Here is a 17,270-nt window from a genome sequence, read left to right as displayed (position 1 = left end):
TGCACTATAAAAGAGAGCATCTGTTGCATGCGTCTGAAGGGTTCTTTTTTGCTGCAAACTATAAACTTTGTACTACAGGCTATTTCACCGGTGCTTCGATGGGATCGTAGTCAGCCGGTTTATCGGTGATAGCCGCTTCGTCAATGGCCGACGGTATGGGATCAAATCCCTGCCGGAAGAGAGACTTGATGGCAGCGATATAGGGAGGAACGATGGTGTCCATAAGGAGATAGCGCTTGCGGAAAAGATTGCGCTTCTGGGACTTGATTTCGCCGTATTTGCGCCGTTTTTCTTCGATAGGCAGGCGGAAATACCACTGTTCCTTACTATCAGGTACGGCACCTTCACCAACCCAGAAGTCATTGAAATTGGTCTTCTTCGAGCGGTTGCCGCGCAGCATGTGGCTGTTAGTATAGAAGCCTTCGTCGGTTATGACGTACATATCGTGAATGCCCAGTGTCTGGACGAAAATGCGCATCAAGTAAAGAATAAAATTCTTCGGACGGTATCCAAAAAGCTTTTTAGTCAGGACTTTCGTCGTTTCCAGGCCGTGTTTTGATCCCTGGATAGTACCGATATACATGGACGGTGTGCCATCAGCATTGTAGTCAAAGCGGAAATTAAAATGGTAAATCATCTGGCCTTCGTGATAGAGATAGAGTGACAGGAAGCCTTCCTTGCGCTGGCCCGTATCAAAGATGAGCCGTGCTTCCAAGGGCAGCGATTCATCCGGCGAGGTCCACAGGGTATAGCCATTTCCCCAGTACAGTTCGTGAATGACGTCATCGGAAAAGAACGTCCGCAAGATAGTGAAATGGTGCTTCAAGGTATCGAGGCGCTGGCGCATGGTCGAATTCTTGAATAAGAAGACGCGGGTCATGACTTCCTGGAAATCAGGATCATGCTGGTCAAAGAATCCTTTCATGGGTTCATAGTGATTGAAGAAATCGTACAATTCTTCAAACAAGGTCCGGTTAGATATGGCACGGGCAAAAAAAACGACAGCCCGCTTGTTTTCCTGGAAATTCCGTGGTCCGTATATAAGGCGCGATAAGTGCCAGAAATAGGAAATGCTGTGCATGAAATACCTCCTATCGAGTACAACTGCAATAATTGCAATAGTACTATTATACGGGCAAGACAAGCGGGCTGTCAATGTAGGATTAGTGGCTGGTGACTGGCTGCCAATCGTTATAATTTTCTAACAACATTTGACGGGACGTGGGACAAGTCGCGGACACCGGTAATCATCATGGCATCCATGAGTTCCCGCTTCAGTGTATCCAGAAGCAGTTTGACACCTTCCGCCCCGCCACCGATAGCGGCTACGGCAGCCGGACGTCCCAAAAGGACCGCATCAGCACCGAGAGCCAGCATCTTCAGTACGTCTTCGCCGTGACGGACACCGCCATCGACGAAAATCGTCAGCCGGCCTTTAACGGCATCAGCTATGCCCGGCAGCACATCCGCCGTACCTGCCATGCCGTCGAGGACACGGCCGCCGTGATTGCTGACGACAATGCCTTTTGCTCCGGCATCGGCACAGGCAACGGCTTCTTCCGGCGACATGATGCCTTTTACGATGAACGGCAGCTGGATGGATTTCACGATTTCTGTAATATCACTGGCGCTCTTAGGTCCTACTGGCTGGCCAAAGATGCGCATATTGATCAATGTCGCCGCATCAATATCGCTGGCAACGGCGAAAGCGCCGGCAGCTTCCGCTTCATGGGCTTTTTCTATGATTTTGTCATTGCTGCGGGGTTTGATCGTCGGGATGACTACGCCCGGGCGTTTCTTACAGGAAGCAATACCCGAAGCATACATATAAGGAGCGCCGCTGTCTCCAGTAAAGCACAGCGTACCTGCGTCCATGGCACCCTGTGTCACGGCTTCATCATATTCCTGTTCTACTGTAGCCGGATCACCGTCTACCTTGGCATTCAGGACAATCCCGCCGACAGGCGCAATGAGTACAGGCATACTCAGTTTGCGTCCCAGTATCTGACAGCTCGTATCCGGTTCATCCTGTCCGGACATGCTGCGCATGACCAGGCCGTATTCCTGCAATGCTTCCATATTGCGCATAAATGAACGGGCCGTGCGCAGGCCGCCAAAACCGGGAATCATGCCGACGCAGGCTTTCCCATTACATTCAGGACAGACATGACAGCCTTTCATTTTCTGACGCGCAATGTCACGTACTTCTTTCAAATCCATTTGACATACCTCCTTAAGTTATATACATGTATGACACTTTATTTATATTGTACTGCAATGCATCCTGTTACGCTATAGAAAAATGCATCTATCATAAAACAAAAACGGGACTGCCCGAAGACAATCCCGTCGAATCCGCCTATAGAGACAGACTTAGTCCATTTTTACAAAAGCGTCTTTACCAGCGCCGCAGGTAGGACAAACCCAGTCATCAGCCAGGTCAGCAAATTTTGTGCCTGCTGCTACGCCGTTGTCAGCGTCGCCTTCTGCTTCATCATAAATATAACCACAAATAGTGCATTCGTATTTGTCCATGATTCTACCTCCAAAATCATACTAAATCTTAGTAAATAATTATGTTTCACTCATCACATCATATCATGGTCCTATAAAATTTGCAACTGAAAAATGTATATATGGTAGTGTTCCTAATGGACACACTACCATAAGACCGAAGATACATGCGAATTTACTTTGCTCGTTTCATCATATTCAAATCGACGATGCCCGTAGAATAGGGAGCTACTTCATAGAGCCCGAACAGGAAATGGATATTCCCCGCTTTATCGAGATAATAGTTTTCCGGAAGCTGTGTCAGGCCGGTAAAATAAGAAGAAAGCTGATACTTGCTGGAGAACAACGCCTGATTGATTTTTTTGATCGTAAAATACTTTTCATCGCCCGGCTTGATAATTTCCTGCCAGGTTACTTTTTTCCCCGTCGTCAAATCAAACGTTGTCCCTTTTTTCCAATGGGTCGGGTGAGCATCCCGGCCAAAATAGATTTGTCCCGATTCGACGATGGATAAATAGGTACCATCATTATGCGTTACTTCATAAGATTTCGTTTCCGTGACAAAACTATGATTGCCGGCTTTATCTTTCTGCTTATTGAAAAAATCCTGCGTTTCTTTCTGTTCATCTGCATAATACTGACGGATTTGTGCCGTCGCTGCCGCATTTCCCATGACCGTGACGTCGGGATAGGACATTTCCAGATAACTGTCTCCATCTTCTGACCGCGGCATCTGTACCATCTGAACATCGGCAGGCGGCGCCGCCAGCGCAACTGATGCTGTCAACAGAGCAGCGCTGAGCATAGCTAATATTTTTTGTTTCATCGAAAATCCCTCCTCTGATACTTCGTAATATTACTTCAATTGAGTTTGTTTCCGTTTTTCATCTGTTCCCAGGCGGAAAAAATAATATACATTTTCAGCTGTCTGACGAGTCATTCCCGGTACAGCCGCCAATTCATCAATTTCTGCCTGTTTCATGTCATCGATCGTTTTAAAGTGCTGCCACAGTGCCTTGCGCCGTGCCGGACCGATGCCTTCGATATGGTCCAGAATAGAAACGAGACTGCGCTTTCCCCGCAGATGCCGGTGGTAGGTAATAGCAAAACGATGCGCCTCATCGCGGATAGCCTGCAGCAGCTGCAGCTCCGGCGTATGATGGCTGAGGATAATTGAATCGCTGCGCCCTTCGACAAAGACTTCTTCTATGCGCTTGGCCAGACTGATGACCGGCGCCTCACACCCGGCCTGCCGTATGATTGGCAGAGCGGCATGGAGTTGTCCCTTGCCGCCATCGATGACTATTAAATCAGGAACGGGCCAGTCTTTTTCATTATACCGCCGTTCCATGATTTCCGCCATAGATTTAAAATCATCGGGCTTTCCCTGTACGGTTTTTAATTTAAACCTCCGATACTCACTGCGTGCCGGCTGACCATTTTCAAAAACTACCATAGAGGCAACCGTTTCGATGCCCTGGGTATGGGAAATATCAAAACACTCCATCCGTTCCGGCAGGGACGGCAGGTCCAGCACCCGGGCCAGAGCCTGGACGGCACCGCTCGTCTTATCCGTATCATGCTGCCACTGGAGCCGTCTCTGTTCGAGCAGGACGCGGGCGTTTTCTTCCGCCATGGCGAGGAGTTTCTTTTTACTGCCCCGCTGGGGAATGATTAGGTTGACCTGCTGGCCTTTCAGCTGGCTCAGCCGCCGTTCACAATCTTCCTGTTCTGCCACAGCGGCTACGACAATATCCCGCGGGATAAACGACTGGGCCGTATAATACTGGTCAATGACAGCTTCCGTCATATCGGCGACTGACTCATCATCGCTGTGATCCAGACTGAATGTCTCCCGTCCCATAAGCCTGCCGCTGCGGATGGTATAAATCTGGACGCAGGACTGTCCGGCGTCGCTGGCCAGTCCCAATACATCCATATCGCCGCCCTGGGTAACGATGTTCTGCTGGGACTGAATGACCCGGATGGCTTCTATCTGGTCCCGGTACACAGCTGCTTTTTCAAATTCCAGCTCATCCGATGCTGCTTCCATTTTTTGCTGTAAATCCCGTATAAGCGGCGTATTCCTTCCTTCCAGCAGATCCACGGCCTGCCGGACCAATTCCTGATAATCAGCTTTTGTAATATAGTGCACACAGGGCGCATCGCAATGTCCCATATGATACTGCAGGCACGGCCGGTCTGCTTTGAGATTGCGGCAGGTCCGGATGTGGAAGGCACGCTGCATCAGTTTCAGGACGCGGTGCACTGCCCCGGCATCGGCAAAGGGGCCGAAATACCGGGCACCATCGCGCAGGACCCGCCGGGTCATGCAGACCCGCGGATAGTCGTCCTGCAGCGTCACCTTGATATAAGGATAGGTCTTGTCATCGCGAAGCATGATATTATACCGGGGATGATGCTTCTTGATGAGCGTATTTTCCAGAATCAGCGCTTCCATTTCATTGGCTACGACGATGGTTTCCAGATCGACAGCATGACTGATCATAGCCGCCACTTTGACGGCCCGGTTGGCATCGTTGCGGACATAACTTTTGACGCGGTTGCGCAGATTGACTGCCTTGCCCACATAAATAATATGACCTTTGGCATCTTTCCATAAATACACGCCGGGCTGGGTCGTCAGATTATTCACTTTTTCGAGCACGGCCTGTGAAAATGCCACTATTGGTCACCTCGTTCTTCCATGAGTTTCCGCGTCCGTTCCAGTACGGGTTTCAGGAATTGCCCCGTATACGACTGCGGGACAGCGCAGATATCTTCCGGCGTCCCCGTCGCAACGACCGTGCCGCCTCCGTCGCCGCCTTCAGGTCCCAGATCGATGAGATAATCAGCCGCCTTGATGACATCGAGATTATGTTCAATGACAACGACCGTATCTCCGCCATCGACGAGAAGCTGCAGGACATCCATCAGCTTGTGGATATCCGCCGTATGCAGCCCAGTCGTCGGTTCGTCGAGGATATACAACGTGCGCCCGGTACTTCTCTTGGAAAGCTCTGTCGCCAATTTTACCCGCTGGGCTTCCCCGCCGGATAAGGTCGTCGCAGGCTGTCCCAGTCGGATATACCCGAGACCGACCTGCTGGAGCGTTTTCAGTTTATTGAGGATGCGCGGAATCTGGGCAAAGAAATCGCAGGCTTCATCTACGGTCATGTTCAGGACATCGGAAATCGTCTTGCCTTTATACTTTACTTCCAGCGTTTCCCTGTTGTACCGCGTACCATGGCATACTTCACAGGGCACGTAGACATCGGGCAGGAAATTCATTTCGATGCGGATGATGCCGTCGCCCCGGCAGGCTTCACAGCGGCCGCCTTTGATGTTGAAACTAAACCGGCCGGCTTTATAGCCACGGACCTTGGCTTCCGGCGTCTGGCTGAACAGCTGGCGGATGAAATCAAAGACACCCGTATAGGTAGCCGGGTTGGATCGGGGAGTCCGTCCGATAGGCGACTGGTCAATATTGATGATTTTATCGATGTATTCTGTGCCGCGCAATTCTTTAAATTTTCCCGGCCGGTGGGGCGTACCATACACGGCTTCTGCCATCCCTTTATAAAGGATTTCATTGACCAGTGTCGATTTTCCTGAACCAGATACACCGGTCACTACCGTAAGTGTTCCCAGAGGAAAGGCTACATCGATATTTTTTAAATTATGTTCTGCCGCACCGACGATTTCAATCTGCGTTCCATTTCCCGGACGGCGCTGTGCCGGAACAGGGATGAATTTCGTCCCTTTCAGATACTGTCCAGTCAGGGATTCCGGGCATGCCATGATATCTTCCGCCGTCCCCTGGGCAACAATCCGTCCCCCGTGTTCTCCGGCTGCCGGCCCGATATCGAGAATATAATCGGCCGCCCGCATGGTATCTTCGTCGTGTTCTACGACAATCAGGGTATTTCCCAGGTCGCGGAGATGCTTCAGGGCACCGAGCAGTTTGTCATTGTCCCGCTGATGAAGGCCGATAGACGGTTCATCGAGAATATACAGGACGCCGACCAGACCAGAACCTATCTGCGTAGCCAGGCGGATGCGCTGGGCTTCCCCGCCTGACAAAGTGCCTGCAGTCCGGGACAATGTGAGATATTCCAGCCCTACGGTCCGCAGGAAATCGAGGCGGGCCCTGATTTCTTTGAGAATCTGTTTGGCAATCAGCTGCTGCCGATGGCTGAGTTCCAACGTATCAAAAAAGTGAATCATATCCGTCACGGATAAATCTGTCAGCTCATGGATGTCCAGTCCGCCAATTTTAATAGCCAGCGCTTCCGGCCGCAACCGGGCCCCATGACAGGCCGTACACGGCTTGACCGACATAAACTGGCCAAACTGGTCGCGCATCATATCTGATGAAGCTTCGCGGTAACGGCGGCGCACCATCGGTATAACCCCTTCAAAGGGCGTCGAGAATGTCTTAACTTCACCGCGCAGATTTTCATATTCAAAGACACATTCATCATCCGAACCGTAGAGCAATTTCTGCTGCAGTTCTTCCGGCAGGTCATTATAGCAATTCTGTATCGTAAATCCATACGGTTTCAAAAGGCCTCCCAGCTGACGCATGAACCATGAATCGGGATTACTGCTGAGGGCAGCAATACAGCCGTCGGCAAAGGATACATCACCATGAGGCAGACACAGATGGGGATCAACTTCCATGGTACTGCCGATGCCTGAGCAGGCCGGACAGGCACCAAAGGGACTGTTGAACGAAAACAGGTGAGGCTCGATTTCCGGCAGGCTCACATGACAATCGGGGCAGGCAAAATGCTGGCTGTACGTCACAGTTTCTTTCGTGCTCATGCGGAAGACATGGACGATGCCTTCGCCTAATTTCGCTGCCGTTTCCAGAGAGTCAGTTAGCCGAGTCAGGATACTGTCCTTGATGACCAGGCGATCGACAATGACTTCGATAGTATGCTTCTTATTCTTTTCCAGAGGAATATCGTCCGACAAAAGATAGACTTCTCCATCGACGCGCACCCGGACATATCCATCTTTGACCAGACGGGACAATACTTTCTGATGAGTCCCCTTTCGCCCATCGACGACGGGTGCCATAATCATGACTTTTTCTCCGTCACCCAGAGCCATGATGGAATCGGCCATCTGCTGGATTGTCTGCTGGCGGATGGGCTTGCCGCACTTCGGGCAGAACGCTTCCCCGGCACGGGCATACAGCAGTCGCAGGTAATCGTAGATTTCTGTGACCGTCCCTACAGTAGACCGGGGATTCCGGCTCGTCGTCTTCTGATCGATAGAAATAGCCGGCGACAGCCCTTCAATGTAATCGACATCGGGCTTATCCATCTGTCCCAGGAACTGGCGGGCATACGCTGACAGCGATTCGACATATCTCCGCTGTCCTTCGGCATAAATCGTATCGAAAGCCAGGGATGACTTCCCCGACCCGGACAGGCCGGTAAATACGACTAGTTTATCCCTGGGTATTTTTACATCTATATTCTTCAGATTGTGCTGTCTGGCACCTTTGATGACAATATACTTATCTTGCACTTCGTGCCTCCCGTTTGAAGTTTGACGTCTGATGTTTGAGGTTTGATGAAAAACGGGCCGTTACGGCCTGCGAACTGCTGCCTGTGCCTATCGCTTCTTCGCATCGGGCCGCTTGATTTTGCGCCGGTACCGCCGCTTCGGCATGTCACTGCCCTGCATTTCTTTGGGCAGCGTGTCGTCCTGGCTCATGTCCGCCAGTTTCTGCCGTAATTGCCCCAGCCGATCCCGCAATTCCGCCGCCTTTTCGAATTCCAGATTTTTGGCGGCCTGCTTCATCTGCAATGTTACCGTCTGAATGACCTTATGCAGTGCTTCCCGGGTCAGCGGTTTATCCGCACTATGACCATACTCTTTCTGGTCCTCTGCTACTTTCGTCAGTTCTATCAGATCGACTACCTCTTTTTTGACCGACTTGGGCGTAATATGGTGTGCTTTATTATAGGCATCCTGCACTTTGCGGCGCCGTTTCGTTTCATCTATGGCACGGGCCATGGAATCGGTAATCTTATCGGCATACATGATGACTTTGCCATGGACATTACGGGCTGCCCGGCCCATAGTCTGGATGAGAGCCGTATCGGACCGCAGGAACCCTTCTTTATCGGCATCGAGAATAGCCACCAGCGACACTTCCGGCATGTCGAGACCTTCACGCAGCAGGTTGATACCGACCAGGACATCAAACACGCCGGCCCGCAGGTCCCGGATGATATCGGCCCGTTCGATGGTAGCAATATCGGAATGGAGATAGCGCACGAGCACTCCCATTTCTTTCAAGTAATCCGTCAGGTCTTCTGCCATCTTTTTCGTCAGCGTCGTGACCAGCACCCGTTCGTGACGCTCACGGCGCTTGCGGATTTCACCCAGGAGGTCGTCCATCTGGCCGGCAATGGGGCGGACTTCCACTTCCGGATCGAGCAGTCCCGTCGGCCGGATAATCTGCTGGGCCAGATTAGTCTGCACTTCCATTTCATAGTCTCCCGGTGTAGCGCTGACAAAAATAATCTGGTTGATCCGTTCTGTAAATTCATCAAAGGTCAGGGGCCGGTTATCCAGAGCCGACGGCAGACGGAAGCCATATTCGATGAGCGACTGCTTGCGCGAACGATCACCGGCATACATGGCCCGCAGCTGTGGCAGCGTCACGTGGGATTCATCGACCATGATGAGGAAATCGTCAGGGAAATAGTCAAGCAGCGTATACGGGGCCTGTCCGGCTTTTCGTCCTGCCAGGTGACGGGAATAGTTTTCAATCCCTGAACAATACCCCATTTCTTCCATCATTTCCATGTCGTAACGTGTCCGCTGTTCCAGTCGCTGGGCTTCCAGGAGATGACCGCCATCTTTCAGCTCTTTGAGCCGTTCATCCAGTTCGTTCCGGATAGTTCCCAGAGCCCGTTCCATCTTATCTTTCGTCGTAACATAATGACTGGCCGGATAAATCGCCACGTGTTTCCGTTCGGCAATCACTTCCCCGGTCAGTACGTCCACTTCGGTCAGCCTGTCAATTTCATCACCGAACATTTCAATGCGGATGACAGAATTATCAAAGGCCGCCGGAAATACTTCGATGGTGTCACCGTGGACGCGGAACGTCCCCCGTTCCAGGCTCACATCATTGCGTGTATACTGGATATCGACCAGCTTGTGCAGGATTTCTTCCTGTGACTTTTCCTGCCCCAGCCGCAGAGAAACGACGAGTTCACTGTAATCTTCCGGATCGCCCAGGCCATAGATACAGGACACGGACGCGACGATAATGACATCACGCCGTTCAAAGAGGCTCATCGTCGCCGAATGGCGCAGTTTATCGATTTCATCATTGATAGACGCATCTTTTTCAATATACGTATCGGTCGAAGCAATATACGCTTCCGGCTGATAGTAATCGTAGTAACTGACAAAGTATGCTACTTCATTATCGGGGAAAAACGCCTTGAATTCACTGCAAAGCTGGGCAGCCAGCGTCTTGTTGTGGGCAATGACCAGCGTCGGTTTCTGCACGGCTTCAATGACCTTGGCCATGGTAAACGTCTTGCCTGTCCCCGTAGCCCCCAGCAGGACCTGCGCCCACTGACCAGACTTTACCCCTTCAGCCAGTGATGCAATGGCTTCCGGCTGGTCTCCCATCGGTTCATATGGCGCAACGACCCGGAACGGATGAGACGTATCATAATCTTTATTTAAATGCGATTGTATATCCATAGCAGACCTCGAATCAGAACAAAGGAATAGCAATTTTCCGTTATCCCAGTATAGCATATTGGCGAACATATGTACAGAAAAAGGAGACTGCATGACAGGACAGTCTCCTTGATGATAACAGGACAATACATACCACCCATCGGTTTAGGCCGGTATCCGTTTTTTCATTTGTCGTACATTATAGACTAATGCCGCTGTCGTAACGATGAACGCCGCCCCGTCACTGACGGCTCCGGCCAGCCAGATGCCATCCAGACCCAGGAACGAGGAAAACAGATAGACACAGGGAATGAGGAAAAAGACCTGGCGGTTGATCGTAAAGAACAGGGAAAAGAGGGGTTTATTGACGGCCTGGAAATAATTTCCCGCTATGATGGAAGAGCCGACGACGGGCGTCATCACCAGATATATACGCATCGCTCTCACCCCGACGCGGAGCAGGTCCGGTGAATCGTTAAAAATACGGATGATTTCCTGGGGAAACACTTCGGCGATGATAAATCCCAGAATGCTGACCCCCGTTGCCGCCAACAGAGCCAGTCGGAGTGTATGCAGGACGCGGTCATACTTTCTGGCCCCAAAATTGAATCCTAAAATAGGCTGGGCCCCCATGCTGATGCCGACGACAGGCATAAAAATGAGCATCATAAGCCGGTTTATGATGCCGTAGGCAGCTACTGCCGTCACGCCGCCATAAAACTGGATTTGTACATTGAAGACGACCATGACAGCTGTGGCAGCCAGCTGCATCATAAAGGGAGAACAGCCTATTTTGACGATATCCAGTATACTATGCAGCCGGGGACGGAGATATTTCCACCGCAGCTTCAGCACAGCCGGGCCCCAGATAAAATACCAGGTGACCCAGACAGCCGCTACGGCTTGTGCCAGTACCGTTGCCAGTGCCGACCCGCTGATTCCCCACTGGAACGTGAACACAAACAAGTAATTCAGTATGACGTTAATGATACCTGCTATGATTTGTGTCGCCAGGGCCGTCCGTGGATCTCCCTGGGCGCGGATGACATTGTTGATGCCAAAACCGATGTGCTGGAATACACTGCCTACGAGAATAATGCTGATGAAATCGTGGGCATAGGGCAGGACAGCCGGATCCACTCCCATGAAATCCTGCAGCAGGGAATCGAGATACCACAGGAACAATCCGGTCGTTACAACCATGATGGCAAACATCAGGGTAAAGGCATTTCCCAGTATACCTTCTGCCCGGTCTGTCCGCCCCTGTCCCAGGCGGATAGAAATGATATTGGCTGAACCGACACCGATGAGCATGCCAAACGCCATGAGCAGGGTCTGAACCGGGAAGGCAACGGTGACAGCTGTCAGTGCCAGTTCACCAATGCCCTGGCCAACAAAGATACTGTCAACTACATTGTACAAAGCCGTAATGACCGTACCGGTAATGGCCGGGACTGAAAATTTCCAGAGCAGCCTGCTGACCGGCTGGGTTCCTAAAAACGAAGCATCTCTCATCTATCCGGGTCTCCTAATCTATTATTAAATATATACTATAGTATACCACAGCCTCTGATGGCGCTGCGATACTGCATCTGGCAAAAAAACAGGAACTGCCATCACAGCTTTGATGACAATTCCCGTTCAGTCCATCCTCATGATTCCAAAATTATTATTATATTCGATAACTCAGCGATTCAGTACGCCCGTTCCCGGTCCTTCTGCTTTCGTATCGTCTTCAATACAGTCTTTTACCAGGTCATTGACAATAGTCCCGGCAATAATCAGCCCTGCTACCGACGGTACAAAGGAAATACTCCCTGGTACAGAACGACGGAAGTCACAGCTGTGAGAGCTCCCGGGCGGGCAGATGCAGTTGGCACCACAGCCACTCTGACGGCGTTTCAACGGCTGTTCTTTGGAGTACACGACTTTTAATTTTTTTATATGCCGCTTCTTCAGTTCACGGCGCATGACCCGTGCCAGAGGATCTACGCTGGTCTTATAAATATCGGCTACTTCAAATTTCGTAGGATCCAGCTTGTTGCCGGCCCCCATGCAGCTGATAATAGGGATATGTCTCTTATCTGCTTCCACGACGAGGGCGATTTTTCCGGTCATCGTATCGATAGCATCGACGATATAATCGTAGTGCTGCTGGAAAAACTTGTCCGCTACATCAGGCATAAAAAATTCTTCTATCGTATCGACAACAGCCTGGGGATTGATATCCAGAATCCGCTGCTTCATCATTTGCGTCTTCTTTTTGCCAACCGTCTTCGATGTCGCATGAATCTGCCGGTTGATATTGGTCAGACAGACCAGATCATTATCGACGAGAACAAAATGACCGATACCGGAACGGGCCAGACCTTCCGCCACATAAGAACCGACACCACCAATCCCAAAAATAGCTACCGTCGTCTGTGCCAGCTTTTCCATGGCAACATGACCCAGCAATAATTCCGTTCTGGAAAAACGTCCCAACATAATAACAAGTTCCTTTCTATCTCTATAGTGACAGATTATTATATCATAAATTCTCCCTAGTATCCAGTTCTATTTCTTCTCATTAGAACGAAAATACGTCTTCGAATGCTATCATCCAGCATATGCTGCAAAGGAACACAAGAAACCAGGAGAAAAACCTACTGACTCTTTTGCACGGCGGTACTGTTGCCGCCATAATCCGTGAAGGTTTAATATACAAGGATATTTCCCAAAATAAAGACGGACTTTACACGCTCTTATTGATGACCGGTTATCTGACAGCTGTAAAAAATACGCCGGCTCCCAATGGGCGCCTTTGCCAGCTCATGATTCCCAATGCTGAACTGACCCATGTTTTCCAAAGCGAAATTCTCAACCGATTCTGTGCGGATTCAGGCGATGTGTCTGATTTATAATCGAAAAACAGCATTATATAGCTGAATTCAAGCAGAAGCAGATACCATCTGTCTTGAAATACGGTATTGCATTCTGTGGGAAAAAGATTCATGTTGCTATGTAATAAGTGGCTCATCGATAAAACCTGATCTGGAATAAAAAAACAGGAAATCCATAGGATTTCCTGTTTTCTGCATAGGTTGTTGTAATCCAGATATATTGTCTATTATTTGGAGTACAATTCGACGATCAGTGTTTCGTTGATTTCGATTGGGAGTTCGTCACGTTCCGGCATGCGGGTAAGGGTACCAGCAAAGTTGTCGAAATCTTTGTCGATGTAAGCTACATCGAAGGATTTGAGTTCCTGGAAGGATTTCTTGAACATTTCGTTCGAACGGGAAGCTTCTTTCAGGGATACGACGGAACCAACGTTTACGCGGGCGGACGGAATGTCGCAGCGTTTGCCATCGACGAGGATATGGCCATGGTTGACCATCTGACGTGCCTGGCGGATGGAATTAGCAAAACCGATGCGATAAACGATGTTATCAAGACGGCATTCCAGCAGTTTCAGCATGTTTTCGCCCGTAACACCTTCCATCTTCTTTGCTCTATCATAATACCGGACAAACTGACGTTCCAGCAGGTTGTAATATGCACGGAGCTTCTGTTTTTCCAGTAACTGTGTACCGTATTCAGACATTTTTTTCTGACGCTGTTCTTTTTTGACGCGTTTTAATGCCTTAGGATGTCCGTACACATTCAGTCCGAACCGGCGACATTCTTTAAAACGCGGGTCTCTCCTCGTTGCCATTTTCTACATCACCTCATAGTTTAAAATAAAATAGGCTGCACACAATGCAGTGATAGTATTTTACCATGAAAGGCCAGTTCTGTCAAATTCCGTTACAGCCGGATTTCTACGATCTGACCGTTGCGGATAGTCGCGCTTTTCCGGAACCGTTTCATATAGTCACGGGGAGAAAGATCCGGTTCCTGCATGACCAGAAGGAGGTTGCGCATAAACTGGGCATGGCTGAAAACGACGATGAACGACTCAGGACGGCCGCGAAGCCGGTCTATGGTCTGGTGGATACGCTGCAGGAGATGCTTGTATGATTCGGCATCGTCGCCGTCCACATAGTCTGGATCCAGATGACGCCAGTAGGCAATGACCCGGGGCCGGCGCTGGGCCGATGTCGTACCGGTACAGGTGCGGGGTGACAGATAGACAAATTCATGGACACAATCCCACGTTTCTACAGGTACATCGGGATAGAGCCGCATAAGCGGAGCTGCCGTCTGCCGGGCCCTCAGGTAAGGGGATGTAATGATAAGCTTCGGTTTGGGGATAATAATGCTGACAGCCCGGGCCTGCTCTTCCCCCAGAGAGGAAAGCGGTATCGTACGATGATCCCGGGTTGCTTCACCCGCATTAGCAGCACTTTCTCCATGACGGACAAACCATATTTTTTTCAAGCCCTTTCCCTCCTAAAAAAACAGGGGCTGCCCCGTAAGACAGCCCCACCTGTTACATAACGCCAGAGACTTCCGCCTCAGGCTCGTGCCTATACTTTCTAAATATCAGCCTTCCATAAGCCATGAAGGTTGCAGTATGCATATACAGTACCCTTATCCACGGCATGGAAATCAGCTTTGGGAGCTTCACCCGGTTTCAGGTACTTAAAGGTCAATTTGCCATCGCATTCCAGGGCAATCCATTCGATGTAATGGTTGTCCAGCATGGGATGTTCTATCGAACCTACGGTCACCTGCAGCATAGCCCCTTCTTTAGCAATTGCCGGTGTATGCTTTTCAGCCGATGCATCTACGGTATTTGCCACAAGATGGGTCATCGGCTGGCCGCAACAGACGAGATTCTTGCCACCGCCGTTTTTGATGACGGCAATGATATTGCCGCATAATTCACATTTATAAAATTCTACTGCCATGTTCATACCTCCTTCTAGAAAAAAGCTTTGTTGACATGAAAAAGTAAATCATACTATTAGTATAGCATACTCAGTTCCCCTTTGTCTCCTGCCATATAGAGGATTGAACAAAATACATTAAAATTTATATTCCAGATTAATACCAGCGTGTCATAGGCAGATCGTTGTTCGTCCCTTTGGTAAAGAGCAGCTGATGGACGTCGATATAGCCGATATAAAATGCTACGGCACAACCACAGAGGTATAAGTCCCACATGCGGACGAATTCCATTCCCTTATCGGCAGCTACCTGGTCACGTACCTTCTGGAAATTGTGATACCAACAGCTTAGAGTGCGATAATAATGACGGCGCAGACTTTCCACATCGAGGATCTGGAAATCGCCATCATAAGCCAGCTTCAGGATTTCATAGACTGTCGGCAGTGTGCCGCCGGGGAAGATATACTTGCGCATCCAGGGATTGCTGTTTTTTTCGTCCCGGCCATCAATATAATGGAGAAGGAACAGTCCGCCCGGCTTCAAAATCTGATTGGCAATGGACATATAGCGTTCGTACTGGGAACGGCCTACGTGTTCCAGCATACCGACGCTGACCAGCCGGTCATATTTCAGTCCCTTTTTGGGCAGATCCCGGTAATCCATAAGGTCAATATGGATCTGTCCTTCCAGTCCCAGTTTTTTGATGCGTTCCTGCCCCATGGCCCATTGTTCGTGACTCAGGGTGCAGCCATAACCGGTTACGCCGTATTTTTTGGCTGCTTCTATGAGCAGGAAGCCCCAGCCACAGCCGATATCGAGGAGACTCATGCCCTTTTCCAGATGGAGTTTGGATAAAATATAATCTACTTTATTGCGCTGTGCCTGTTCCAGCGTGTCGTCATCATGTTTGAAATAGGCACAGGAATAGCTCAGGGTCGGATCCAGCCAGAGTTTGTAGAAATCATTCCCCAGGTCGTAATGAGAGCATACTTCTTCGCGCTGTGTCGATTTATCTTCTGACGGATAAAGAAGATTGTTGACAGCTGACCGGTCCAGGGAAAACTGGTCGATTTGTTCGAGAATGCATTTTAAGACGACGAACAAATCTCCTTCCACTTCGATATCGCCTTTCATATAGGCTTCGCCCAATGCCAGCGAGGTAGACGTAAGGAGTTCTTTTTTAGGAATATCCTTATGCACCAATACGCGGAACAGGGGTTTGCCCGTCCCTATGGTATAGGTATGGCCGTGCAGTACTACTTCAAAGCAGTACTTGTCAAACCGTTGCAAGTAATAAATGAGGAAATTATCCATAATATGCATGACTAAACACCTTCCATTCTCATCATATTATTTATAATAAACCTAGTCCGTCCATGCACCCCGGCAGACTACGTTTTCCAAAACCATCATAGTCGTAACGGCACCTACGCCACCCGGCACGGGTGTCAGTGCCCCTGCAACCTGGGAAACGCCTTCGAAATCTACATCGCCGACAGTCTTGCCATCGACGCGGTTGATTCCTACGTCAATGACGACAGCTCCCGGTTTGACCATATCGGCCGTTATGAGTCCCGGCGCCCCGGCGGCACTGATCAGAATATCCGCCCGCCGTGCCGCGGCTTTCAGATCATGGGTGCGCGTATGGCAATGAGTAACGGTCGCATTGCGGTTCAGGCAGAGCTGGGCCAGTGGCTTGCCGACGACATTGCTCCGGCCAATGATAACGACATCCTTCCCCGTCAGTGAAATGTGATAATAATCCAGAATGGCCATAACGGCACGGGGCGTACACGGTACAAATCCGGACCTCCCGGAAAACAGGCGGGCAATATTCGTATCGGTCAGTCCATCTACGTCTTTATCGGGACTGATGCAGTTGATGATCCGTGAAGCGTTGAGATGATGCGGCAGGGGCATCATCATGAGAATGCCAAAAATATGTTTCTGCTCATTGAAATGTTCGAGCATGGAAATGATGTCCCGTTCGCTTACCGATTCGGACAAACGGTAAATTTCAGCGGATAATCCGACGTTGCGGGCTACGCGCTGCATCGAAGAGGCATACATCGCCGAGGGCTTATCCTGACCGGCCAGGACGATAGCCAGTTCCGGCCGGATATGTTGTTCCTGGAAATCGTAAATTTTGCTCTCTACCCTCTCACGATGAAAGGCTGCTACAGCCTTCCCATCTAACAATAACACAAAAACTCCCC

Annotated in this window: 14 protein-coding genes; all 14 read right to left on the bottom strand. The window is 50.0% G+C overall.

Going from position 1 to position 17,270, the window contains the following annotated elements:
• Positions 1–79 precede the first annotated feature (79 nt).
• Entirely contained in the window at positions 80–1,081 is a 1,002-nt protein-coding gene (locus tag B4H10_RS03460; protein WP_292018178.1) for a VirK/YbjX family protein, read from the bottom strand.
• 110 nt (positions 1,082–1,191) lie between these two features.
• Positions 1,192–2,220 carry an alpha-hydroxy-acid oxidizing protein gene (locus tag B4H10_RS03455; protein ID WP_059075384.1) on the bottom strand — a complete coding sequence of 343 codons (1,029 nt, stop codon included), beginning with the start codon at positions 2,218–2,220 and terminating at the stop codon, positions 1,192–1,194.
• 153 nt (positions 2,221–2,373) lie between these two features.
• Complete coding sequence (locus B4H10_RS03450; protein WP_059075385.1) at positions 2,374–2,535, bottom strand: rubredoxin; 162 nt, start codon at positions 2,533–2,535, stop codon at positions 2,374–2,376.
• A 154-nt stretch (positions 2,536–2,689) separates the two neighbouring features.
• On the bottom strand, positions 2,690–3,340 hold the full coding sequence (locus tag B4H10_RS03445) for an RsiV family protein (protein WP_170087551.1): 651 nt from the start codon (positions 3,338–3,340) through the stop codon (positions 2,690–2,692).
• Positions 3,341–3,370: 30 nt separating this feature from the next.
• Positions 3,371–5,200 carry an excinuclease ABC subunit UvrC gene (gene uvrC / locus B4H10_RS03440; protein WP_292018177.1) on the bottom strand — a complete coding sequence of 610 codons (1,830 nt, stop codon included), beginning with the start codon at positions 5,198–5,200 and terminating at the stop codon, positions 3,371–3,373.
• The gene (uvrA, locus tag B4H10_RS03435; RefSeq protein ID WP_113855630.1) at positions 5,200–8,055 is read right to left on the bottom strand and encodes an excinuclease ABC subunit UvrA; all 2,856 of its coding nucleotides are present in this window, start codon (positions 8,053–8,055) and stop codon (positions 5,200–5,202) included. The genes uvrC and uvrA overlap by 1 nt, the downstream gene beginning before the upstream one ends.
• 87 nt (positions 8,056–8,142) lie before the next feature.
• Positions 8,143–10,260: an excinuclease ABC subunit UvrB gene (uvrB, locus tag B4H10_RS03430; protein ID WP_292018176.1), complete on the bottom strand. Its 2,118-nt coding sequence runs from the start codon at positions 10,258–10,260 to the stop codon at positions 8,143–8,145.
• A gap of 144 nt (positions 10,261–10,404) precedes the next feature.
• The gene (locus B4H10_RS03425; protein ID WP_113855629.1) at positions 10,405–11,754 is read right to left on the bottom strand and encodes an MATE family efflux transporter; all 1,350 of its coding nucleotides are present in this window, start codon (positions 11,752–11,754) and stop codon (positions 10,405–10,407) included.
• Positions 11,755–11,925: 171 nt separating this feature from the next.
• The gene (locus tag B4H10_RS03420; RefSeq protein ID WP_059075390.1) at positions 11,926–12,726 is read right to left on the bottom strand and encodes a tRNA threonylcarbamoyladenosine dehydratase; all 801 of its coding nucleotides are present in this window, start codon (positions 12,724–12,726) and stop codon (positions 11,926–11,928) included.
• 622 nt (positions 12,727–13,348) lie between these two features.
• A complete protein-coding gene (gene rpsD / locus B4H10_RS03415) occupies positions 13,349–13,936 on the bottom strand; it encodes a 30S ribosomal protein S4 (RefSeq protein ID WP_059075392.1) in 588 nt (195 codons plus the stop codon).
• Positions 13,937–14,028: 92 nt separating this feature from the next.
• Positions 14,029–14,601, bottom strand: a complete 573-nt coding sequence (locus B4H10_RS03410) for a histidine phosphatase family protein (RefSeq protein ID WP_075581316.1) — start codon at positions 14,599–14,601, stop codon at positions 14,029–14,031.
• A 98-nt stretch (positions 14,602–14,699) separates the two neighbouring features.
• Positions 14,700–15,074, bottom strand: a complete 375-nt coding sequence (locus tag B4H10_RS03405) for a desulfoferrodoxin family protein (protein WP_200817493.1) — start codon at positions 15,072–15,074, stop codon at positions 14,700–14,702.
• Positions 15,075–15,210: 136 nt separating this feature from the next.
• A complete protein-coding gene (locus B4H10_RS03400; protein ID WP_059075395.1) occupies positions 15,211–16,377 on the bottom strand; it encodes an SAM-dependent methyltransferase in 1,167 nt (388 codons plus the stop codon).
• Positions 16,378–16,419: 42 nt separating this feature from the next.
• On the bottom strand, positions 16,420–17,259 hold the full coding sequence (locus tag B4H10_RS03395) for a bifunctional 5,10-methylenetetrahydrofolate dehydrogenase/5,10-methenyltetrahydrofolate cyclohydrolase (protein WP_059075396.1): 840 nt from the start codon (positions 17,257–17,259) through the stop codon (positions 16,420–16,422).
• Between the last annotated feature and the right edge of the window lie 11 nt (positions 17,260–17,270).

Source organism: Megasphaera sp. UBA4382 (assembly GCF_002391155.1).
Lineage (GTDB): Bacteria > Bacillota > Negativicutes > Veillonellales > Megasphaeraceae > Megasphaera > Megasphaera hexanoica.
This window is presented reverse-complemented; position numbering and strand designations above follow the sequence as displayed.

Excerpts from the sequence above, each read along its gene's own strand:
- B4H10_RS03460 (WP_292018178.1), bottom strand. The coding sequence starts at position 1,081 with ATGCACAGCATTTCCTATTTCTGGCACTTATCGCGCCTTATATACGGA.
- B4H10_RS03455 (WP_059075384.1), bottom strand. The coding sequence starts at position 2,220 with ATGGATTTGAAAGAAGTACGTGACATTGCGCGTCAGAAAATGAAAGGC.
- B4H10_RS03450 (WP_059075385.1), bottom strand. The coding sequence starts at position 2,535 with ATGGACAAATACGAATGCACTATTTGTGGTTATATTTATGATGAAGCA.
- B4H10_RS03445 (WP_170087551.1), bottom strand. The coding sequence starts at position 3,340 with ATGAAACAAAAAATATTAGCTATGCTCAGCGCTGCTCTGTTGACAGCA.
- uvrB (WP_292018176.1), bottom strand. The coding sequence starts at position 10,260 with ATGGATATACAATCGCATTTAAATAAAGATTATGATACGTCTCATCCG.
- B4H10_RS03425 (WP_113855629.1), bottom strand. The coding sequence starts at position 11,754 with ATGAGAGATGCTTCGTTTTTAGGAACCCAGCCGGTCAGCAGGCTGCTC.
- B4H10_RS03420 (WP_059075390.1), bottom strand. The coding sequence starts at position 12,726 with ATGTTGGGACGTTTTTCCAGAACGGAATTATTGCTGGGTCATGTTGCC.
- rpsD (WP_059075392.1), bottom strand. The coding sequence starts at position 13,936 with ATGGCAACGAGGAGAGACCCGCGTTTTAAAGAATGTCGCCGGTTCGGA.
- B4H10_RS03405 (WP_200817493.1), bottom strand. The coding sequence starts at position 15,074 with ATGGCAGTAGAATTTTATAAATGTGAATTATGCGGCAATATCATTGCC.
- B4H10_RS03400 (WP_059075395.1), bottom strand. The coding sequence starts at position 16,377 with ATGCATATTATGGATAATTTCCTCATTTATTACTTGCAACGGTTTGAC.